This is a genomic window from Oceanobacillus sp. HCA-5259, assembly GCF_037892815.1.
Classification (GTDB): domain Bacteria; phylum Bacillota; class Bacilli; order Bacillales; family Amphibacillaceae; genus Oceanobacillus; species Oceanobacillus indicireducens.
This window is the reverse complement of the sequence record NZ_JBBKBV010000011.1, coordinates 1-21,296: the sequence shown is the minus strand read 5'-3', so window position 1 is coordinate 21,296 and position 21,296 is coordinate 1. Positions and strand designations below refer to the sequence as shown.

The following is a 21,296-nucleotide window of genomic DNA, read 5'->3' as shown; positions in this document are numbered from 1 at the left end:
ACCCCCCCTCTAAACATGAGGGAAGCCCAATATGTGAAGGGAGGGGGTAAACAGTCCGTAAATACCTGATTCTGTTCAACTAACATTCAGTGGGGAGGTAAGGGAACCCCCACTGAATGAGTTTCACTTTATTATTTCTTATCTTCTATATTCTTTTTCCACATTATCTCCATATTCAATTTCCAAATCGACTTTGGCAGCATCTTCTGGGATGTTGAAAGCTTGGAGCACTTCGTTGATCACTTCTTCATCTGGTGTATTTTCATCAAACTGGAAGGAAGTGAAGATGTTGTCAAGCTCTTCCATTGCTTCGTTTCCACGTAAATTGATGTTTTCAGGTTTGTTCTCATAAGATGCTTCGGTTTCATTCTCATCTATGTCCACTTCATAATCAACATCGATTGCATCATCGTTATTTTCAATATCAACTTCTAAATCGAAACTCGTAAAGACGTAATCATTTGAGAAATCGGCCTGATCACTGTCTCCCTTCGTTTGGTTATTATTGGCTCCGTTGTTATCATCTGTTTGATTATCATCATTTATGTCTCCACCAGCTGCACCATCATTTGGTTCTTCCGTTGTTGTATCGTTATTCGGTGTTTCTGTCGCTTTATTACTATTCCCACAAGCTGCAAGAACAGCGGATAGCAGCAGAATCAAAAATAATGTCATTATTTTCTTCATAGAGGCTTAACTCCTTTTCATCGTGATATCTATTAACTTATCCAAAAATGGGAAGAACTAAACTAACTACTTCAATACAGCGTAAGTTTTTAAGAAAGTAAAAAGGGTTAGTGGTCGTTAAGATTGTTTCTAAAGAAAAATAATGCTAAAATATAAAGTTACGTGTAGCTATTCGTATGAGGAAAGAAGGAATAAATATATGGGAGAAAATTTAACAAAGGATCAAAGTGTCCAAAATTTCAATCGTGTACCATTGGTTATTGTGCTTATTTCTGGTGCCTTTGTAGCAATTTTAAACCAGACATTACTTGGAACGGCATTACCTAAAATAATGATTGATCTCGATTTGACGGAGAATACTGTTCAGTGGTTGCAATCCGTTTTCATGCTTGTAAATGGGATTATGATTCCGATTACTGCGTTTCTTATCGGACGGTTTACAACCCGCAGTTTATTTTTAACAGCGATGAGTTTATTCTCATTAGGGACATTAACAGCTGCAATATCAGGAAGCTTTGAAGTACTGTTGTTAGGGAGGATTTTACAAGCAGCAGGTGCTGGAATTATGATGCCGCTTATGCAGACGATTCTCATGCTTATCTTCCCGATTGAAAAACGGGGAACAGCAATGGGAATGTTCGGGCTTGTTATTGCGTTTGCACCGGCAATCGGACCATCTCTTTCCGGCTATATTGTAGAAGCAGCATCCTGGCGTTGGCTGTTCTGGATGATTCTTCCAATCGCAATAGTTGACATCATTCTCGCATATTTTATATTAAAAAATGTAACGAAGCAGACGAAGCCCAAGTTGGATGTGCTTTCGATTATTCTGTCGACATTCGGTTTCGGAGGAATTCTTTATGCATTCAGTATTGCTGGAAGTGCCGGATGGGGAAGCATGGAAGTCCTGATTGGCTTTGGAGTAGGGATTACCACGCTCGCTTGGTTCATTACCCGTCAGTTCAAGTTAGATCAACCGATTTTAGAATTCCGGGTAATGAAATATAAAATGTTTACTCTTTCGACAATCCTCGGGATGATTACGTTCATCGCAGTAATCGGAGCAGCAATTGTATTACCATTATATATGCAGACGATGCTCGGATTTACGGCGTTTGAATCAGGACTTGCTCTCCTTGCTGGAGCGGTCATTCAAGGGTTGTTAAATCCGATTACAGGTCGGCTGTTTGACAGATACGGAGCAAGATGGCTGGCGATTTCAGGGATGGTCATCTTAACTGTTTCGACATTTATGTTTGCAGTTTTAACACCAGAAACGTCATTTACGTACATTGCGGTCACGCATGCTTTACGTATGGTTGGTATTTCGATGGTGATGATGCCAGTCACAACGGCTGGACTTAACGTATTGCCTACGGACCTTATATCCCACGGAACGGCAGTTAATAATACACTCCGTCAGGTATCAGGTTCAATAGGAACAGCACTTCCGGTAACGATTATGACAACATTCACGATACCCGAAGAGGGGATTGAAGGAATGATTCATGGGGTAAATATCTCCTTTATCTTCTCAGGAATTATATCCTTAATCGGCCTTATCATGTCGTTCTATATTAAAGATCGGAGAGTATAAAATGCAAAGGCGAAAGCGCCCGTTTAGCAACGTACAAACTGGAGCACTCCGGAATGAGATAAAGGAAACACAACGAACGGCAGTGAGTTGATGTTGACTTATCGATTGGAGGAGTGTGAAGTTTGATAGTTGTTGGGCGCTGGAGCCGGACGTGGCTAGCCCTAGATACCCATGTTATCACAGCATTTTTATTTTATAGTTTCTTATACAAATAAAAAGACTGAGTTGAAATGTTAACTTCAACTCAGTCTTTTTATTATTCTTCATCCCGTGTCACTACATCAACTTTACCTGTGTCAGGGTCAATGACGAGGCCGTGCACTTTGATACCTTCAGGCAGTAAGGGATGATTACGGATAATTTCTGTACTTTGCATTACTGATTCTTCTACCGTCGTAAAACCGTGAAATTCTTCTTCTAAATGGATACCGCTATGTTCTAACGTTTGAATACGATCTTCACTAATTCCGCGATCAATCATACTTTGTTTTAACGCCTCAATATTTACATCAGACATGCCACAGTCATGGTGCCCGATGACGATTACTTCCTCCGCTTTTAATTTATAAATAGCGACAAGAATGCTCTTTGTAATGCTATCGAAGGGTTTACGGATAATTGCGCCGGCATTTTTAACGATTTTCGCATCACCGTTCTCCAAGTTAAGTGCCCGGTGTAAAAGCTCTAGTAACCTTGATTCCATACAAGTGAAAATAACCATCTTCTTGTTCGGGAATGTATCTGTTCGGTAAGGCTCATAACTTTTTTCTTCTACAAATTTTTTATTGAAATCAAGTAAATCTTGTAAACTCATATACCATTCTCCTTCACTCTAAAATTCTTTCTTTAAAATATATCATATTTTTGGAGAAAAGAAATAAAAATGAAGGATGAAGGTGAAGGTTAAAAGCTTAACGATTGATGAATCCGTTCGTCGATTCCAACTTACCCTTGATTTGTTTCGCATTTATATCGGCTCCAGCAAGCCATTTCTTGAAATCAAAAATAAGTGGCAAGCGATCATGGCCAAAGGAGATCCAAGCTTGCATATGCACTGGTAAATAGGCTGCTGTATGAATCGTCCCTGCCCAAGCGCCGTAATTCTTCGAGAAAACCCCTTTATCGGCATCATTTAATATGCGAAACGCATCATATACATTGTCGATATTTGCTTGTTGATCGACCATTGCTTCGTAACGGCGCAAGGAATCGTCCATCCGGTAACGATTCTCCTTTGTTAATTTCTCGAAGTGGTTCGTACAGATTGTACCTTCCCTTGTTACGACTTCATTTGAAGAAGCTTCAACGACGAGTGTTTTTCCGGTTGCGTCGACGAGGGAATAACTGAAGGAGTGACGGTGGGGAATTTCCTTTAGCAGTTCAATTGCTTCATCAACGGTTGCGCAATTTTCCAGTACGAGTCTGCCAATCATATTGCAAACAAATCCATCATCTGAGCGGAGGCGATTAATAAAGTTATAGCCCATGGCGAGTCCTTTTTCATTCAGACCATCCGTCCGGCCAGTAATTTGCATGGATGGACCAATCGTTGCATATCCGCCATCAGTTGGTGCATAAAGGACGTAACGCCCTTCATAGGTGATGGGGTCATTGTCATAGTTTCGAATCATAAACTGATTACCAGTCAATATTGAGCAGCCGCTCTTCCCGTATTCAAAATAATAACCGCCAAACTCTCGGAGGGCCTCTTCAGTAGATAGTTCGAGGGCATCGGCAAGCCCGAGTAATTCATTCCAGATGCCGGGACTAAAATATTGGATGATTGGCCTGATTTTTTCTTCATCCACGATATAATGGTGTTTTGCCCGGCTGCTCAATTGTCTTCTGCGGGCTTTTAAAATGGGAGAGTCCTGTAATTCTTTTCCTTGAAATCGACCAAAATCATCATGGCTTCCCCGAAATTGAATGACATCGCTAACTACCTGTCTCACGTTATCCCTCCATTCTGATGGTTGTGTGTAGTATACATGAAGCATACTAGAAGCAAGGGAAATAAGAAAATGAATTGCATTTTTAGTACCAGTGTAGTTATTGTAAGAATGTCTAATTGTTTGGTAAGATAAAGAGACGGAAGGGAGAGAAGTCCATGGGCCGGAAAATCCTTGTTGCTTATGATACATCTCTATTAAGTAGAAAAGCAATTGATGAAGCAAAAATCCAAGCGAAATTAGTTGAAGATTCCCATCTTTATATTGTGACGGTAGTAACCCCGGGGATTACGAGTAATAGCACGGCTGCAAGTGGTAATTTATCGATGAATGATGCCGAGCTCATCTATCCGAAACTGGAAGAAATAAAAAAAGAGTTACAAGGTAACGGATTTAATGTGCACACCGAAATCATAACCGATTTTTCCCAACGAAACCCGGGAGTTGCAATCTGTGATTATGTAGAAGAACATGCGATTGATATGGTAGTTGTTGGTCATCGTGGACTCAGCAATTTAAAAAGACTCTTTCTCGGGAGCGTCAGCAGCACGATTGTACAACGAGCAGCAAGTCAAGTTTTAGTAATTAAATAGGAAAGAGGTAGAAGAATAATGGCTATCCAATATGAAATCATTGAAAATATTGCCGTCCTATCCGAATCACCAAAAGGCTGGACGAAAGAGCTCAATCTCGTCAGCTGGAATGGAAGGGATCCGAAATATGATCTTAGAGACTGGGCCCCAGATCACGAAAAAATGGGCAAAGGCATCACATTGACAAAAGAAGAAGTACTTAAACTAAAAGAAAGCTTGGGAAGTTTCAATTGAATAATAACTGAATATACGCTGCCTGAACAGTGGATTCCGTTCATACAGGGTAAGTGTTTGCTCTTTCACTAATTAAGGCGCTCTAATCGCCGTTCAGTTGCCCGCTGGACGGATGCTTTCCCAATTAAGTAAGATAAACATGTGAATAGGAGAATAAACCCCAGTTGTTTTCCCATAAAAGCAAGATGAACATGCTAAAGGGAAAATAACCCTCAGTTGTTTTCCCATTAAAGTAAGAAGAACATGCTGATGGGAGAATAACCCTCAGTTGTTTTCCCATTAAAGTAAGATGAACATGCTGATGGGAGAATAAACCTCAGTTGTTTTCCCATTAAAGTAAGATGAATATGCTAAAGGGAAAATAACCCCAGTTGTTTTCCCATTAAAGTAAGATGAACATGCTAAAGGGAAAATAACCCTCAGTTGTTTTCCCATTAAAGTAAGATGAACATGCTGATGGGAAAATAACCCTCAGTTGTTTTCCCATAAAAGTAAGAAGAACATGCTGATGGGAAAATAACCCTCAGTTGTTTTCCCATAAAAGTAAGATGAACATGCTGATGGGAAAATAACCCTCAGTTGTTTTCCCATAAAAGTAAGATGAACATGCTGAAGGGAAAATAACCCTCAGTTGTTTTCCCAATAAAGTAAGAAGAATATGCTGATGGGAGAAAGCTGCACTTATGCTTTATGAAAGTAAGCACAAAAGGGATGGGCAAAAAATGTTCATCCTTTTAGTAATATAGGAAACTATATACTAAAAATGCTCTGGATAACGAATATTTCCAGCGATAGCCACGTCCGCTCTGCGCCCAGCAACTAGCAGATCTTTTGGTGGGGCGAGCAGTGCGCAGTCCCAAACTTCACACTCTTCCAATCGATAAAGAAGACTTGCCGAGCGGTCTTTGTGAGGCCTAGTCGCCCTTATACCCTTGTGGTGAAAGCGGGCATCAACTCAAAACTAAAGGAGGGCCGCTTAAATACGGGCTAAAGCCCAACTCACGTCTACCCCTAAAGGGGCACGTTTCCTTTATCTCATTCCGGTAAAAAGGAAGTTCGATTAAGTTCGCTCACGTATGGGGCAACATCGAACTACCTCCCATCCTGGGAGGCACAGTTTGTACGTTGCTGCGACTACTGGATGTGCTAGTACAAACGCTCTTCGGTGGGACGAGAAATCGCAGTCCCAGGCGTTGCGGAACGAATCGCATTTTTAGCCTGTAAGGGCGTTTACGCCTTTGTTCAAATTTCGACAGCTTTGTTAACGAAGGGTCTCTTGTTTTACTGCGGGGTGAAGAATCAGTTATACTTATGTGAAAGACTTCACTTCTTAGTAGGAGGAACAATACATGCACAGTTGGAAGGATCTGGCACAAGACCATAGAGGCAGACTGATTCTGATGATTTTATTTTCACTGCTTAGTGGGATCAGTATTATTGCTCAAGCCTACTTGCTTGTGTATATCGTAAATGAAGCATTTTTACAAGGAACAGCTTTTGCTGACCTTTTACCATATCTTGCCTTATTACTTGCAGCATTGCTCGGACGAACTTTATTTAATTATGGAAATGGAAAAACGGGGGTCCGTCTTGCAGCAATTGTAAAGCAAGGACTGAGAAGCCAGCTGCTTCGTAAATATTCTAAGACGAATATGCAAGCAGCGATGTACGGAAGGTCCGGCGAGAAAGTGAGTGTCATGATGGATACGGTAGATGAAATAGACGATTATTATAGTAGCTACATCCCCCAAGTTATCCAGTCTATTATCATTCCCATCATGCTACTTATTACGATTTTTGCCGAACATTTCACGACTGGAATCATCATTATAATTACCGCACCATTCATCCCGATTTTTATGGTAATTATCGGTTTTAATACGAAGGATAAATCGGAGGAACAGCTCGATAAAATGGCGGCATTCTCAGGAAAGTTCCTTGATACACTGCAAGGACTGACGACTCTTAAGTTATATGGTCGCTCAAAAGAACAAAAAGCAGAAATAGAGGAAAGCAGTCTGAACTTTCGGGATGCTACGATGGTTGTTCTCAAAACGGCTTTCGCGAACTCGTTCGCACTGGAATTCATTTCGATGCTTAGTATGGGATTGATCGCACTTGAAGTTGCATTCCGTTTGATCATTTTCCAAAACATTAGTTTTTTCACCGGTTTTCTTATGCTTTTGCTTGCACCGGAATTTTACAATAAGTTAAAGGAACTTGGAAATGCTTTTCATACTGGAAGAGGCAGTAGTGGTGCTTTCAACAAGTTGCAGAAGGAACTCGACACACCGGACATGCCGGTGGAATGGGGGAGTAATGTATTTGAGGTAAGAAAACCGCCTGCCATTGAATTAAAGGATGTTTGCTTCCGTTATGAAGAGAATGGTTTTACTTTAAATCATATTTCGGTAGAGATTTCTCCTTATGAACAAATCGCCATTATTGGTAAAACTGGTTCAGGAAAATCCACTTTGCTGCATGTTATCGCAGGTCTCGTTGCTAATACAGAGGGGGAGATTCTTGTTAATGGAAAACCTCTCTCAGAGTATGAAGAAAAGGCATGGTTTAACGAAATAAGCTATATTTCCCAGCATCCATATTTATTCTCTGGAACAATTGCGGATAATATAGCTATTGGCGGGAGAGGGGAGAGAGCGAGAGTAGAAATTGAGGCGGCAGGTGAAAAAGCTGGAATATCAGAGCTCGTTGCCTCTTTGGAAAAAGGATATGACACTCCGGTCGGTGAAGCGGGACGCGGACTGTCCGGTGGAGAGAAACAGCGGGTCGCCCTTGCAAGGGCTTTTCTGAAGCGGCCTTCCATTATCCTATTTGACGAACCTACTGTAGGACTCGACTTACGAACCGAACGGATATTACAACAATCGATTGAAGAATTGGCGAAGCATGCAACCATTATTACGGTAGCGCATCGCCTGCACACGATTAAACATGCGGACAAGATTGTCTTGCTTGATTCCGGAAAGATCGTGGCAAAAGGGAAGCACGAAGAATTGTTAAGAACGAATCCGGATTATCGTTCTATGGTCTCAGCAGAGCAAGGAGGTGAGCGGAAGTGAGGGATTTAACAACAGTGATCCATCTATTATTTAAAGAGAAAAAAGACATTATCCTCTCGATTATATGTGGATTTATCGGTGGGATTACCGCTGTCGGATTGTTTTCAGCGAGTGGGTATTTAATTTCCCAAGCAGCACTCGCTCCGCCAATCTATACCTTGATGGTGCTTGTCGGTACGGTAAAACTCTTTGGGATCATCTCTGCCGTTAGCCGCTACGGAGAACGTTATTACTCGCACCGAGGCACGTTTACGATGCTCAGTAATTTACGGGTATCTTTTTATGAAAGATTAGAGCCGCTTGCTCCACAGATTTTCCAGAAGTTCCGGAGTGGGGACTTGCTTGCCCGTATTGTCGGGGATGTGGAAACATTACAGAACTTCTTCTTGCGGGTCTTTTATCCGCCGATTGTACTATTTCTTGTGTTCTTCTGTACGATATTTTTCACGGCATATTTTTCTATTACGCATGCCATTATTATTTTTGTCGGGTTTCTTCTGACGACTGTGCTTGTCCCAGTGTATTTCGCTATCAGGCAGCGCCGAGTGGATCAAGGGTTACGAGAGGAACGCGGAAAATTATCAACAGAAGTGACAGAGCTCTTCTACGGTTTCCGCGATTTGAAAATATATCAACGGTTGGAAGAAAAAGAGGAAGCACTTGAGCAAATGGCTGAAACCTATGTACGGGAACAGGAGAAAGCAGGTGTCCATCATCTTTACAGTGAATCATTAAATACATTTGTATCACTGATCATCTCGGTCGTTGTGCTTGGAATGGGTGCTTATTTAATCGCAGCAGGCAGCTTGAATGGAGTTTTCTTAGCGATGTTGTTAATGATTTCTTTAACTGTCTTTGAAGACACGACATCAATGGCGATTTTCCCCAGTCATCTCGAGGATAATAGAAGAGCGGCAGCTAGATTATCGGCAGTAGTTGGTAGTGAACCAGTTGAAGTAGAAGAGAGGGAAGACCTAATCTTGACTTCTTCCCCAACTATAACGTTTAATGATGTATCATTTACTTATTCAGAAGAAGAAAGACAAACTCTGAATGATGTTCAGCTCCATTTTCCGGCAGGTTCGAAAACGGCAATCGTTGGCCCGAGTGGTTCTGGGAAATCAACCATTCTTAGCTTGTTGCTAAATTTTAATTCTGCGGATACAGGAGAAATTCTGATTAATGAAGAAGAGATTAGCAGGATGAACCAAGAAAGCATTTGGAAATATGCAAATGTCGTCCTTCAGGAAAACCATTTCTTCTTTGGGACAATCCGAGATAATCTGAAAATCGCTGCGGATGAAGTATCGGATGAGCATTTGCTGAAAGTATTGAAAAAAGTTGAATTAAGCCAGTTCAAGCTGGACAATGCGGTGCTTGAAAAAGGTGCCAATCTATCAGGCGGAGAAAAGCAACGACTGGCGATTGCTCGGGCGATGCTTAAGAACTCCTATCTCTGGCTACTCGACGAACCAACGTCATCAATGGATTCCCTTACGAGTTTTAATATTTATCAGGAATTATTTGAACTAGCGAAAGATGATACACTTATCCTCATTAGCCATCGCTTGAATGGACTGGAAACAATGGATCAAATTGTCGTTATGGAAGAGGGCAAAGTTGTTGAAGTCGGCAGTTACGAACAATTGATGGAAATGCAAGGTTATTTTTACGAACTGAAACAAATTGAACAAAGCGTTTTTCATACCTAAAATCAAAGGTTCAGGGCGCCCTGTGTCGAGGGCGGACGCGGCTACAATTTCATATTATAATTTCCCAAGAGATATAAAAAAGTGATTGCTCCTATTAGAGCAACCACTTTTTTTATTTTTCCTTATCTCCAAAAGCATCATCTTTGTCAGCTACGATAAAAGCGAGGATGATGGCTATGATAATCACTAATCCTGGAGCAACAAACATTAGAAAATCATTAAACATTTCGTTCACTCCTTCTTACCTTGGATATATTCCTCATCAAATAAGAACAGTTTTAATAATAAATAGATCGACGGGATCAATAATGCGAGCCCTAGTACGAAGACGATAACAAGCGAAATAGCCATTGCTTGGTTGGTGAAGCCTTCATGAATCGTCAAGTGCGGGTAAAGCAGGTAAGGATAATGGGCAATACCATATGCGAAAAATGCAAATGCAAATTGCCCGACTAACAACCATAACGCAGCTGTATAACTTCTTTTTTTCCAAATGAACCACGTAGTCAATGCCCATAGCACAAAGGAAACGGCAAACATCCACCATAGGTTCATCAGATTTTCGAACAACATGTAGTTATGGTAGCGGAGTTCAATAATAATCCCCGAAGCTGCTACGATTAATGGGATAGCCCAAATTAACGCATATCTGCGCATCAAGTCTCTCGCATCAGCATCTTGCGCTTTATCTGCATACCATGTAAGGAATACTGCAGAAATGTATAATACAGCTATAATGGCAAGAACGACGATGGACCAGGATAATGGACTCGTAAATAATGCAAAATAGTCAAGCTGTGGAGTTCCATTTTCAATGGTTACAAATCCACCTTGAGCAATTGCGAGCACAACCGATAAAGCTGGCGGAATAAGCAATCCTGCAATACCGTACATGGTGGCATACCCTTTATGGCCTGCACGATACGATTCAAAGGCATAGTAGGAACCGCGAATTGCCATCAAGATCAAAGCGATACTGCCTGGAATTAGTAAGATTGTCCCGAAGTAAGTCGCCGTTTTCGGGAAAAATCCAACAATCCCAATATAGAAAAATACAAAGAACACATTCGTCACGGACCATACTGGTGATAGGTACCGCTGAATAACCTTTGATAGGATTTTCTCTTTACCAGTCAATATACTATAAGCATTGAAGAACCCGGCACCAAAGTCAATGGAAGCGAGGATGACATATCCGAATAAGAAGGTCCACAGTACGGAAATCCCTAATATTTCTAAACTCATGACTGCTCACCACCTTGTGTAGATTGAACTTTCGCTAATTCTTTTTCTATCGGGTTATTTGCGAACATTTTACGTAGAATAACAATCGTTCCAATTCCCAAGATAAGGTAAAGAAGAGCGAATAGCACAAACATTAATCCAACATAATCACTTGTCGTGGCAGCCTCGCTGACTGTCATAATACCACGCATGATCCACGGCTGACGACCGAATTCCGCGAGCCACCAACCAGATTCGATAGCTAACATGGATAGTGGACCGCCTAAAACGATGAGCCAGCGGAACCAGTTGGATTCAACAAATGTATATCTCATTCGTGATCCAAGCCAATATAAGAAGGATATTGCAATCATCACCATACCAATCGTAATCATAGTGTCGAAGTAATAATGCACTGCAAGCGGTGGTTGTTCCTCTGCAGGGAATTCATCGAGACCAATTACTTCAGAAGATGGACTTCCAAAGGCGAGAATACTTAAAACGTAAGGAAGTTTAATTGCATATTTTGGTTCTTGATTTTCATCGAGTACTCCGTATAACAGGAGCGGAGCACCTTCTCCCGTTTCAAAATGCCATTCGGCAGCTGCAAGTTTTTCTGGTTGGTATTCTGCCAGGTATTTACCAGAGAAGTCACCAATCAATGCTACTGCAACAGCAAAAATTAACCCGGTTTTCATCGTCATATGCAATGCTTTTTTATGATACGTATGCTTCGATCCCTTAATTAGTTTAAATGCAGCTATTGCCGCTAATATAAAGGCAGCCGTCATATAGGATGCAGCAAGCACGTGAGCAATCTTCGTAGGTGATGCCAGGTTAAACATGGCAAGGACTGGGTTAGCATTAACAAGTGTTCCATTTACAATATCAAACCCTTGCGGCGCGTTCATAAAGCCGTTCACTGTTGTAATGAAAAAAGCTGACATCCCAGCACCGACGGCAACTGGTATCAATAGGAGAAAATGAGTCTTCTTATTTTTAAATCGGTTGCCGGTATATAAATAAATACCAAGGAATATAGCTTCAAAGAAAAAGGCGAAAACTTCCATGAATAAAGGTAAAGCAATGATATTACCTGCAAGTTCCATAAAGTTTGGCCACAATAAGGCAAGCTGTAGACTGATGATCGTTCCAGTAACTACACCTACAGCAACTGTAATTACATAGCCTCTAGCCCAGCGTCTAGCCATAAGGATATAGTGGTCATCGTTCTTTTTAATTCCAAGCCACTGTGCAATCATAATAAAAAGTGGTATCCCAACACCGATAGTTGCATAAATAATATGAAACGATAATGTTAGCAGTGTCAGCATCCTGCTCGCAAATACAGGATCATGAAACATAAGCTTTTCCCTTCCTCTCTTTATAAGTTCGTGTACTATTGAACATAAGGAAAAACAGTTTTTACTTATGTTCGATAGTAAAAACTAGTTTCGTCTCTCTATTGTAGCTTATAAACGACGCGAAAGACCCATCTACTTATGACAATTTTTCAAAAACCCGTTACTTTATTTTGCACAAAGCAACGGGAATTATTATCATTACTTTATTTGGTGGAAATTGGCAACGTGAAGGTGAAATTCTCTTCCGCTGTCAGCTCTCCATCTTTATAGGTTCGTTCACTAAATACAACATCATACTTCCGGTTAATCAGAACGACCGTTGCTGAGCGAGTACCATAGTTAGGCGTTTTAATAAAGGATGCGGATAATTTTCGTTCAAGTTCTAATCCTATACCCGTATTCGGCAGCATTGAATCAGGAGCTTCTTCTTCATTTTCGAGAATATGGAATAAATCATCTGTTTTTACATGGTCGGTTTGACGTAGATAATTATCCAACCTTGCTCTTCCTTTAACGACTTTCGGCCACGGTGTGTTTAGTGTTGCGTTGCTTAAACTATGTGTCCCTGCTGGCACTGCAGTAATCGCATTGTCTGCATTATTATAATGAAAGAGTCCGCTTGTATCACCAACGAGAATGTTGAATCCGGCATAGGCGTCTCGCTCGTTACGGATATTATCAAGGAATTGGCTAGGAGAAATGGTTGTCGATAGAAATTCACGCACAATATGCCCCCGTGACTTTTTATCTTCCCCTTCAAGGGAGAAATCACGAATATTTGTAAGAGCAGCAAATCGTCCTGCTTTCGTAATGCCAAGCCAGGTCCCTTGCTGGAGCATATCACGTCCGGCGAGAAGAAAAGGCGCATCAGGCCAATAGTGAGCTTTCTCGGTAGGTCTGTCGTAGAATTCATCTCGATTTGCGGCTACAATTAATTTATAATTCGGATGGTCTTGTAAATGAAAATGAATTAAACACACTACTAATCACCTCTTAACAATATATTATACGCTCGGCCATTCCCGTCCACCAATTTAAAGCTTTACAATCGTCACTCATCTGACAAACAAAGTGGAGTGTCAATGATAAGCCAAATGTTATAATGGTAATAATTGATTTCAACACGGAGAAAGAAGACATCATTTATGTGGAAAGTTCATTGAAAGAGTGAACAGCCACTATATTTACAAATCGTTGATGAGCTAGAAAGGAAGATTTCAGATGGTGAATTCCCTTAAGGAAAAATTACCTTCTGAAAGAAAATGAGCTGAACAATTGGAGGTAAATCGAAGTGCCGTTGTTTTAGCTTATGATGAGGATGCTTACAAATGAAGAAAGATATATTATAATTGTAATTACGATGATAAACTAAGGTCAAAGTGTAGTATTTTCAATTCGTTTGTGTTGTAATAGAAGCAGGAAATACCTTATTAAATTCAGTGGTCTATTAGATATATTTCAACTGAAGGAGGAGGGCTTCTTGTGGAATTAAAGATGGAATGGGAAGGGAAAAGAGCTTTTAACGGTGTAACTCCCTCAGGATATCCATTCATTACAGATGGATTGCCAGAGTTTGGTGGAGAGGGGCGCGGACCGACTCCAATGGAAATGTTGCTCGGAACGGTGATTGGTTGCACCGGAATTGATATTATTTCGATTTTAGAGAAAATGAAACTTGCACCAAAGGCCTTCCATGTTCAGGCAAAGGGAGACAGGTCTCAAAGTCATCCGCGTCGTTATAAGGATATACATCTGCATTACACAGTGAACGGTGACATCCCGGAAGATAAATTATACCGGGCGATTGAGTTATCGTTAAATAAATATTGCTCCGTTGTTTATTCATTAAACGCGGAAATTACAGCAAGTTATTCATTGAATGGAGGAGACCAGGTCACAATGGACCTTGATTAAGGGGGAAAATGATGCTTGATTTTAATGCTTTTACAGTTGGTTTGATTATAGTCGTTTGTGTTATTGCAACGGTTCTGACATATAGGGTTTTAAAAGAAGAAGAACACAAGCAAAAGGCATACAAAGAAAGTGGTCAAACGATTGAAGACGAACTGCAGCGATCTTTGGAATATGAAACATCTTCTTGGAGCAGTAATGTACCTATTATGTCTTGGATATATATCGTTGCAACAGTTCTCTCGATTATCGCATTTGTTATTTATATGGCTTAATGGGACAGTATGGTTGCTGTCTCATTTTTCAGTGTATAAGAAACTAATATTCAGTGGGAGTGGTAAGGAAACCCCCACTGAATGAGTTTCACTTTATTAATAGTCTAGGAGAATAGGAATGTATCAGAATTCAGAACGATTTTTGACTGCCTTTAATCGAATCGAGAAGAAGTTACGGGCAATTATTAATAATGGACGGAATATTGGTTTTTCCAAAATGGTACATATGTTGAAGAATAGAAATGCGATTGTTGGAAGATATAGTGATGATCTGCTTGAATTTGCAGAATTACGAAATGCGATTGTTCATAATAAAGTCGATATGGCTCATGTAATAGCAGAACCGCATGAGTCTACAGTAAAGCGGGTGGAACGAATTGAAAAAGAATTGCTCCAACCAAGGATCGTGTCACCGAAGTTTATTAAAGAGGTCATTTCATTTCAGCATGACGAACCATTTACCAATCTACTTGCACTTATTCATGAAAAGAAAATATCAAAGTTTCCGGTTTATGATCATCAGGAATTCAAGGGGCTGATCAGTCAACGGGCGATCACTTTTTGGCTCGCCGGCAATATGTACGCAGCAAATAAAATGCCAATGGAAGTGACAGCGGGGGAAGTCCTCGAATATGAAACGAATGATAATTACCGCTTTATTGCAAAGAATACATCTGTACTAGAAGCGATCGATATTTTCAAAAAACAATTTGGCAGAGGGAATCGCCTGGAAGCCTTACTCATTACGGAAAGTGGTAAGGAAACGGAGCCCTTGATTGGAATCATTACGAACCTAGATATTATTGGACTCAGACAGCCAAATTAACAATAGTAAACTTTTACCATTGCGTTTTTTTAAGATAAGGTATAGAATATGATTACAAGCTACAATGTTCGTATGGAATTAAGTTTTAACCTCTAAATAATGAATAGGGAGTTTTATATCGAAGTTGGAATGTCGGGCCGTCTTTGAACGGAAGACAAGAAGGCTTCTGCAAACACCCACTTGAACAAAGTGAGTGGTTTAAAACTTTTTATTTCAGAAATACGGCAATTGTGGCTGTACCTACATATTATAAAAGGCTGATTTCCTTACTGGAGATTAGCCTTTTTTTGTTTGTTCGTACTGACGTTGCGAAGACAATCACATACTTAGCTTGTAAGGACGCTAACACTTTGATCGTGGTTAAAATGCTCATTCCGATCCATAGACAGAACGGATCTCACCACCTATAATCGAGATATAGAAAAAAGAGCGTTTTACAGATGTTGGGAGTGGGATTATGGGTGGTTTTTTAATATTTTACATCATATTTATTGTGCTTGCCTTAAGTACCGGAATTATCTTTTGGGTAAGGTATCAGTACCGGATACTCTCGGTATTATCGCTTATCTTTGCATTGCTGGCACCTCTTCTACTCCTGTTGACGGTTGCGCAGCGGGAAAAGAAAGAAGCCGGTGCATTTAGTTACTTAATGGAACAGGTAGGGGCTGGAAACACTTGGGCCCGGATTACGTTCATTATTCATATTTATCTTGTTGGTTGGATGTTATTTCTAACCGTTCGCCTGATCATTTACCTTGTGCAATCACCAGATGTTAGAGTGAAATATAAAAAACTACTAGAACAGATCCATAAATTAAAGCGGAAGAAGGAGGAAGGGACATGACGCTTCATTAGTAAATTCGTCGTGTTCTTATTTTTTCTTGCAATGTTTCTGTCTTTTGCATATAATAACAGTAATTCGAAAAAGCAAATAATAGCGATGAAGAGGGAAAAGTAGGATAGTCGATTTTTGGATAGAGAGCTTCGGCTGGTGAAAAGAAGCAAAATTGACGTCACGAACAATGGCCTCCGAGCTGCAGACTGAACGGAATCTAGTAGGTTGTGCCGAGTTGGCGACTCGTTATCAAAACTAAAGTATAGATGTTGTACTTAATGAGGCTGTAAGTGTGAACTTACAGTGAAATAAGGTGGTACCACGAATTGTAAACCCGCGTCCTTATCAATTATGATATTGACGTGGGTTTTTTATGTTTTGCGAAGAAGGGGAGGATTTAGTTGAATAAACATATCGTTCTACAAACAGATTTCGGATTACATGATGGGGCAGTTAGTGCAATGAACGGGGTTGCTTTTTCCGTTGATTCAACACTTAGGATATCTAATTTAACACATGAAATCCCGCAATATAATATTTGGGAAGCATCGTATCGTTTATACCAAACGGTTGCTTACTGGCCAGAAGAGACCGTGTTTATTTCCGTTGTCGACCCTGGTGTCGGAACGGAACGTTTAAGCATTGTGGCGAAAACAAAGGACGGGCATTATATCGTAACACCGAATAATGGGACACTTACCCATCTTGCACATAGCACGGGGATTGTTGCGGCTCGCGTCATTGATGAAAATATAAATCGCCTCCCCCGATCTGGTGAATCGTATACATTCCATGGCCGTGATGTATATGCCTTTACGGGAGCAAGACTTGCGGCTGGTGTAATTAGTTTTGAGGAAGTCGGTCCGGAACTCTCACTTGACGATGTGATAAAGCTAAGAATCCCTGAAGCGACATATTCAAACGGTATTATTCATGGAAATATTGATATTCTCGATAGCCGTTTTGGTAACTTATGGACGAATATCAATCGCGAACTTTTTAAAAAAGCAGGCATTGAGTATGGAGACGTGGTTGAAGTGACGATTGTGCATAACTCGACAAAAGTATATAAAAATTTAATTACTTTTGATCGATCATTTGCAGACAGGCGCCTTGGTGAGCCCTTATTATTTGTGAATTCCATTGATAATCTGGGAATAGCGATCAATCAGGGGTCCTTTGCCGATGCGTATCATATCCGTTCTGGGGTGAATTGGACGATTATAATTGAGAAATAATCTAACTTAGTTGTCATGAGTTTGTTAGAAGTTCACAGGCAGGATTCCGGAAAATTACGCTATACTATAGACATAAATTCACAGGAGAAGGTGAATCTATGCTGGAAATTATTTTGGATGAATTTCATTATTCCACGCTTTGGAATGGTGGAATCCTAATTTATATCGGTTTTATTTTTATTATTTATTTTTTATTATTGCCACAGAATAAAAAATATCCGGTTTGGAAACAAATTATGTTTGTCGCAGGTATGATTGCTGTATTTGCAGCGCTTGGCAGTCCGATTAATGTAATTGCAAGAATTAAATATAGTTATCATATTATTCAGCTTGTATTATTGGTGCTTGTAGCGCCTCCATTGATTATCATTGGTTTTAAAATAGAGATATTTGAACATGCAAAGAAAATTAACATCTTAGATAAAACACTTAACTTTTTAGCAAAACCGATTGTCGGATTTTTAAGCTTCTTTATCCTTTTCTATACTTACCATATTGCAAGTGTATTTAATTTTGCACGACTGGATTTATATATTAATTATTTCTTTATGCTTGCATTGCTTATCGCAGGAATTCTATTATGGATGCCGATTGTGTCACAGCGCTTTTTAAACACCAAGAAAAAACAGCTGTATATCCTATTCTGCATTCTTTTCTTTATACCGTATAGCCTGGTTTTGTTGTTATCAGACAAGAGTCTCTACCTTGTTTATACAGATGTTGAATTGTTTATGCAATCCCTCACGGTCTGTATGCCAAATATAAAAGAATTACCGCCCGAATTTGCAGCAGCCCTCTTGCCGTTCAATCCGGAAGAAGAACAAATGCAAGGTGGCGTGATGCTTTTAATCAGCCAGCTCATTTTGTTTGGCATCGCTTTTTTCGCGGCATCGATAACTCGTAAAGAAAAAATACATATTTAAACATGTATTTGAACACTTTTAAAACATTCAACGATAAATGGAAGGTATTTGCCCAGGAGGTGTGGCGGATACCTTCTTTTTCTAATATAATAGATTAATAGAAATCGAGAGGAGCAAGAGTTTGAAGAGAAAGAAGTGTTGGTTGAAAGTTGTCGGAATCTTACTTGTCATTCTAGTGATATTGGATGTTGGAGCTGGAGTCTTCTTTTATAAATTGGCGATTGAACGGGGAACAAAGGAATTCTTGACTGGAAACGCAGATTTGGAAGTTTCTGCTGAGGCGATGGATGTATTTACGAAAGGGGATTGGCGTTCGTGGGCCGATACCCGGGACTTTGAATATTGGCAAATGGAGTCGTTCGATGGACTTACACTTCAAGGTTATTTTTTAGAAGCAGAAGAACCGACAAATAAGACGGTTGTCTTCGCGCATGGTTATCTTGGGCGCGCTCAGGATATGGCTTTATTTGGACAATATTATTATGAAGAGCTTGGGTTTAATATGTTTACCGCAGATAGCCGTGGGCATGGTTTGAGCGAAGGAGATTATTATGGTTTCGGTTGGCATGACAGGCTTGATTATGTCGCTTGGATTGATCGGATTATTGCTGAACTCGGTGAAGATACAGAAATAATACTTCACGGTGTATCGATGGGGGCGGCAACGGTTTTAATGACGCTTGGAGAAGAACTGCCAGATAATGTGAAGCTTGCCGTAGCGGACAGTCCGTATTCTAGTGTCTATGATTTATTTGATTATCAGTTGGATCGTATGTTTAATCTACCAAGCTTCCCGATCCTTCCAACAATGGGAATGGTAACGGATTTTCAAGCAGGTTATTCATTGAAAGAAGCATCTGCACTTGATCAGGTTGAAAAAGCTCAGGTACCGATCCTTTACATTCACGGTGGAAAAGACACCTTCGTTCCAACCGAAATGACGAAAACACTTGTTGAACATACGAAAACAGATACAGAGATGCTGATCGTACCCGGAGCAAACCACGGCGAATCCATCGTCCTCGACCGCGAAGGTTACCTTGAAGCCATGAACAGCTTTTTTGATAAACATCTTTATTGATAGACAAGTTTAAATATAGGACTGGAACATAGCTATTTTATCCATAGTAGAATAGTTATGTTCCAGTTTTTTAATTAACTGGTAATAATCTTCATTGACCGAGAGTACAACTTTTGTTTGAACTGCTCTGTAGAGGCAAACGAGACGAGCGAATGGGGGGAAAGCCTGTTTGCTTTCCAATTGGTTCGAGAGAGATGGACTGATGGGAGAATAAAGTCCGTTTGTTTTCCAATTCGTAGGAGAGAGATGGACTAATGGGAGAATAAAGTCCGTTTGTTTTCCAATTCGTACGAGGGAGACGGGTTAATGGGAGAATAAAGCTCGGTTCTTTTCCCAATCGAACAAGATGAGCGTACTAATTGGAAAATAAGAGTTGTTTGTTATCCCAATTCATCGGGTTGAGTATTCTGATGGGTTAATAAAACCTGTTCTTTTTCCATTACAGTGACGTGAGTGGACTAATAGGAGAATAAAACGATTTGTTTTCCGATTTGAACAAGAAGTGTGCGCTAACGAGATCATAAAGCAATTACTTTACATAATTATCGAGAAGAGATGTGAGTTAATATCTCCCAATCCGATTTTCATAGCGAATCATCCACTGAGATAAAGGAGGGTAGGTAAAATTTATAAAAATTAATTATTTATTTTTATAAACGCCGTTGCATATTTATGCATAAGTGTGTATAATGATGAATAATTAATTTTTAGAAAGCGAGTTGTTCAAATTGAGGAAAGCGGCAATCATAGGTGGAACGGGGTACGGGGCGATTGAATTAATCAGATTGTTACATAACCACCCCAAACTAGAAGTGACAAAGGCAATTAGCCATTCCCAAAGTGGTGAAGTCCTTTCATCAATTTACCCGCATTTGGAGAAACTACATGAAATTAAAATGGTAGATTTGGATATTAAGAGTTTAGAAGCTGAAGTAGATATTGTCTTTATCGCGACTCCAGCAGGCGTTGCAAAGACAATCGTACCCGATTTACAAGATCTCGACTTGCAAATTGTCGATTTATCCGGAGATTTACGGTTATCTTCACGGGATGTTTATAAGGAATGGTACGGGAAAGAAGCGGCACCACAGGAAACGATTAATCAAGCTGTTTACGGTTTAACGGAAATTTATAAAGAAGAAGTTCAATCCGCGAAAATCATTTCCAATCCGGGCTGTTTCCCAACATCTGCATTACTCGGGACGATACCAGCACTCGAAAAAGAGCTCATTAGCCCAAAAGGAATTGTAATTGACGGGAAAACGGGTATATCCGGAGCAGGCCGGACACCTACAGGTACGACTCATTTTCCGGAAGCGAATGATAATGTATTACCATATAAAATTGGCAGGCATCAGCATATACCTGAAGTCGAACAATATTTGTCAAAAACAATTGATGAGCAAGTAACTACGATTCTTACAACTCATCTTATCCCTATGACACGGGGATTGATTTGCACGATTTATGCTGAATTAAATCAAGACATAACGACAAAAGAAGTAATCGAACTATATGAAACGTATTATAAAGAAGATAAATTCATCCGCGTCTTGAATGAAGGCGAGTTCCCGGCAACAAAAGCGGTGCAGGGAAGTAATTTCTGTGATATCGGCATTTGGGTGGACAAAAGAAGTGATCAATTAATCATTGCTGCGGCGATTGATAACCTAGTGAAAGGTGCAGCCGGTCAGGCAATTCAAAATACGAATCTCATGAACGGCTGGGAAGAAGACCTTGGTCTCGCTGCCGTTCCAATGTATCCAT

The 21,296-nt window shown here is 40.2% G+C and carries 20 protein-coding genes, 1 other RNA gene and 1 other annotated feature; of the genes, 14 read left to right on the top strand and 7 right to left on the bottom strand.

Features of this window, described 5'->3' with window-relative positions:
• Positions 1-138 precede the first annotated feature (138 nt).
• Positions 139-687, bottom strand: a complete 549-nt coding sequence (locus tag WKU33_RS08345; protein WP_156854747.1) for a YusW family protein — start codon at positions 685-687, stop codon at positions 139-141.
• A 199-nt stretch (positions 688-886) separates the two neighbouring features.
• Between WKU33_RS08345 and WKU33_RS08340 the strand changes: the two genes are divergently transcribed.
• The gene (locus tag WKU33_RS08340) at positions 887-2,284 is read left to right on the top strand and encodes an MDR family MFS transporter (protein ID WP_336252308.1); all 1,398 of its coding nucleotides are present in this window, start codon (positions 887-889) and stop codon (positions 2,282-2,284) included.
• Positions 2,285-2,540: 256 nt separating this feature from the next.
• On the opposite strand, the gene WKU33_RS08335 is transcribed toward WKU33_RS08340, so the two are convergent.
• Positions 2,541-3,098: a beta-class carbonic anhydrase gene (locus WKU33_RS08335; RefSeq protein WP_156854743.1), complete on the bottom strand. Its 558-nt coding sequence runs from the start codon at positions 3,096-3,098 to the stop codon at positions 2,541-2,543.
• Between the two features lie 97 nt (positions 3,099-3,195).
• A complete protein-coding gene (locus WKU33_RS08330) occupies positions 3,196-4,236 on the bottom strand; it encodes a C45 family peptidase (RefSeq protein WP_336252307.1) in 1,041 nt (346 codons plus the stop codon).
• A 155-nt stretch (positions 4,237-4,391) separates the two neighbouring features.
• Between WKU33_RS08330 and WKU33_RS08325 the strand changes: the two genes are divergently transcribed.
• The 4 genes from WKU33_RS08325 to cydC all read left to right on the top strand — a co-directional run bounded on the left by WKU33_RS08325 (position 4,392) and on the right by cydC (position 9,852).
• Positions 4,392-4,826: a universal stress protein gene (locus WKU33_RS08325; protein ID WP_336252306.1), complete on the top strand. Its 435-nt coding sequence runs from the start codon at positions 4,392-4,394 to the stop codon at positions 4,824-4,826.
• Positions 4,827-4,841: 15 nt separating this feature from the next.
• Positions 4,842-5,060 carry a YdbC family protein gene (locus WKU33_RS08320; RefSeq protein ID WP_336252353.1) on the top strand — a complete coding sequence of 73 codons (219 nt, stop codon included), beginning with the start codon at positions 4,842-4,844 and terminating at the stop codon, positions 5,058-5,060.
• Between the two features lie 1,349 nt (positions 5,061-6,409).
• A complete protein-coding gene (cydD, locus tag WKU33_RS08315; RefSeq protein WP_188855932.1) occupies positions 6,410-8,140 on the top strand; it encodes a thiol reductant ABC exporter subunit CydD in 1,731 nt (576 codons plus the stop codon).
• The gene (cydC, locus tag WKU33_RS08310) at positions 8,137-9,852 is read left to right on the top strand and encodes a thiol reductant ABC exporter subunit CydC (protein WP_340454114.1); all 1,716 of its coding nucleotides are present in this window, start codon (positions 8,137-8,139) and stop codon (positions 9,850-9,852) included. Before cydD ends, cydC begins: the two co-directional genes overlap by 4 nt.
• Positions 9,853-9,964: 112 nt before the next feature.
• Here cydC and cydS read toward each other — a convergent pair whose 3' ends face one another.
• The 4 genes from cydS to WKU33_RS08295 all read right to left on the bottom strand — a co-directional run bounded on the left by cydS (position 9,965) and on the right by WKU33_RS08295 (position 13,420).
• Positions 9,965-10,078: a cytochrome bd oxidase small subunit CydS gene (gene cydS / locus WKU33_RS19075; protein ID WP_442946241.1), complete on the bottom strand. Its 114-nt coding sequence runs from the start codon at positions 10,076-10,078 to the stop codon at positions 9,965-9,967.
• A 5-nt stretch (positions 10,079-10,083) separates the two neighbouring features.
• On the bottom strand, positions 10,084-11,097 hold the full coding sequence (locus WKU33_RS08305; protein WP_340454113.1) for a cytochrome d ubiquinol oxidase subunit II: 1,014 nt from the start codon (positions 11,095-11,097) through the stop codon (positions 10,084-10,086).
• Entirely contained in the window at positions 11,094-12,440 is a 1,347-nt protein-coding gene (locus WKU33_RS08300) for a cytochrome ubiquinol oxidase subunit I (RefSeq protein ID WP_336253441.1), read from the bottom strand. The genes WKU33_RS08305 and WKU33_RS08300 overlap by 4 nt, the downstream gene beginning before the upstream one ends.
• 203 nt (positions 12,441-12,643) lie before the next feature.
• Positions 12,644-13,420 carry an NRDE family protein gene (locus WKU33_RS08295; RefSeq protein WP_336253440.1) on the bottom strand — a complete coding sequence of 259 codons (777 nt, stop codon included), beginning with the start codon at positions 13,418-13,420 and terminating at the stop codon, positions 12,644-12,646.
• Positions 13,421-13,922: 502 nt separating this feature from the next.
• Here WKU33_RS08295 and WKU33_RS08290 point away from each other — a divergent pair.
• The 9 genes from WKU33_RS08290 to argC form a co-directional block, all read left to right on the top strand.
• The gene (locus WKU33_RS08290; protein ID WP_229782535.1) at positions 13,923-14,354 is read left to right on the top strand and encodes an OsmC family protein; all 432 of its coding nucleotides are present in this window, start codon (positions 13,923-13,925) and stop codon (positions 14,352-14,354) included.
• An 11-nt stretch (positions 14,355-14,365) separates the two neighbouring features.
• Entirely contained in the window at positions 14,366-14,626 is a 261-nt protein-coding gene (locus WKU33_RS08285; RefSeq protein WP_156854723.1) for a hypothetical protein, read from the top strand.
• Positions 14,627-14,744: 118 nt separating this feature from the next.
• The gene (locus tag WKU33_RS08280; RefSeq protein WP_336253438.1) at positions 14,745-15,452 is read left to right on the top strand and encodes a CBS domain-containing protein; all 708 of its coding nucleotides are present in this window, start codon (positions 14,745-14,747) and stop codon (positions 15,450-15,452) included.
• A 53-nt stretch (positions 15,453-15,505) separates the two neighbouring features.
• Positions 15,506-15,693: non-coding RNA, 6S RNA (ssrS, locus tag WKU33_RS08275), on the top strand.
• Between the two features lie 216 nt (positions 15,694-15,909).
• Positions 15,910-16,296 carry a hypothetical protein gene (locus tag WKU33_RS08270; protein WP_156854719.1) on the top strand — a complete coding sequence of 129 codons (387 nt, stop codon included), beginning with the start codon at positions 15,910-15,912 and terminating at the stop codon, positions 16,294-16,296.
• An 87-nt stretch (positions 16,297-16,383) separates the two neighbouring features.
• Positions 16,384-16,634, top strand: a binding site (T-box leader).
• A gap of 54 nt (positions 16,635-16,688) precedes the next feature.
• Positions 16,689-17,525 carry an SAM hydrolase/SAM-dependent halogenase family protein gene (locus WKU33_RS08265; protein WP_336253437.1) on the top strand — a complete coding sequence of 279 codons (837 nt, stop codon included), beginning with the start codon at positions 16,689-16,691 and terminating at the stop codon, positions 17,523-17,525.
• A gap of 98 nt (positions 17,526-17,623) precedes the next feature.
• Positions 17,624-18,448 carry a cytochrome c oxidase assembly protein gene (locus tag WKU33_RS08260; protein WP_336253436.1) on the top strand — a complete coding sequence of 275 codons (825 nt, stop codon included), beginning with the start codon at positions 17,624-17,626 and terminating at the stop codon, positions 18,446-18,448.
• Positions 18,449-18,569: 121 nt separating this feature from the next.
• Positions 18,570-19,529 carry an alpha/beta hydrolase gene (locus WKU33_RS08255; RefSeq protein WP_188859653.1) on the top strand — a complete coding sequence of 320 codons (960 nt, stop codon included), beginning with the start codon at positions 18,570-18,572 and terminating at the stop codon, positions 19,527-19,529.
• Positions 19,530-20,257: 728 nt separating this feature from the next.
• Positions 20,258-21,296: N-acetyl-gamma-glutamyl-phosphate reductase (argC, locus tag WKU33_RS08250; RefSeq protein WP_188859654.1), on the top strand; the 1,039-nt coding region annotated here is incomplete at its 3' end.

Excerpts from the sequence above, each read along its gene's own strand:
- WKU33_RS08345 (WP_156854747.1), bottom strand. The coding sequence starts at position 687 with ATGAAGAAAATAATGACATTATTTTTGATTCTGCTGCTATCCGCTGTT.
- WKU33_RS08340 (WP_336252308.1), top strand. The coding sequence starts at position 887 with ATGGGAGAAAATTTAACAAAGGATCAAAGTGTCCAAAATTTCAATCGT.
- WKU33_RS08335 (WP_156854743.1), bottom strand. The coding sequence starts at position 3,098 with ATGAGTTTACAAGATTTACTTGATTTCAATAAAAAATTTGTAGAAGAA.
- WKU33_RS08325 (WP_336252306.1), top strand. The coding sequence starts at position 4,392 with ATGGGCCGGAAAATCCTTGTTGCTTATGATACATCTCTATTAAGTAGA.
- cydD (WP_188855932.1), top strand. The coding sequence starts at position 6,410 with ATGCACAGTTGGAAGGATCTGGCACAAGACCATAGAGGCAGACTGATT.
- cydS (WP_442946241.1), bottom strand. The coding sequence starts at position 10,078 with ATGTTTAATGATTTTCTAATGTTTGTTGCTCCAGGATTAGTGATTATC.
- WKU33_RS08305 (WP_340454113.1), bottom strand. The coding sequence starts at position 11,097 with ATGAGTTTAGAAATATTAGGGATTTCCGTACTGTGGACCTTCTTATTC.
- WKU33_RS08300 (WP_336253441.1), bottom strand. The coding sequence starts at position 12,440 with ATGTTTCATGATCCTGTATTTGCGAGCAGGATGCTGACACTGCTAACA.
- WKU33_RS08285 (WP_156854723.1), top strand. The coding sequence starts at position 14,366 with ATGCTTGATTTTAATGCTTTTACAGTTGGTTTGATTATAGTCGTTTGT.
- WKU33_RS08280 (WP_336253438.1), top strand. The coding sequence starts at position 14,745 with ATGTATCAGAATTCAGAACGATTTTTGACTGCCTTTAATCGAATCGAG.
- WKU33_RS08270 (WP_156854719.1), top strand. The coding sequence starts at position 15,910 with ATGGGTGGTTTTTTAATATTTTACATCATATTTATTGTGCTTGCCTTA.
- WKU33_RS08260 (WP_336253436.1), top strand. The coding sequence starts at position 17,624 with ATGCTGGAAATTATTTTGGATGAATTTCATTATTCCACGCTTTGGAAT.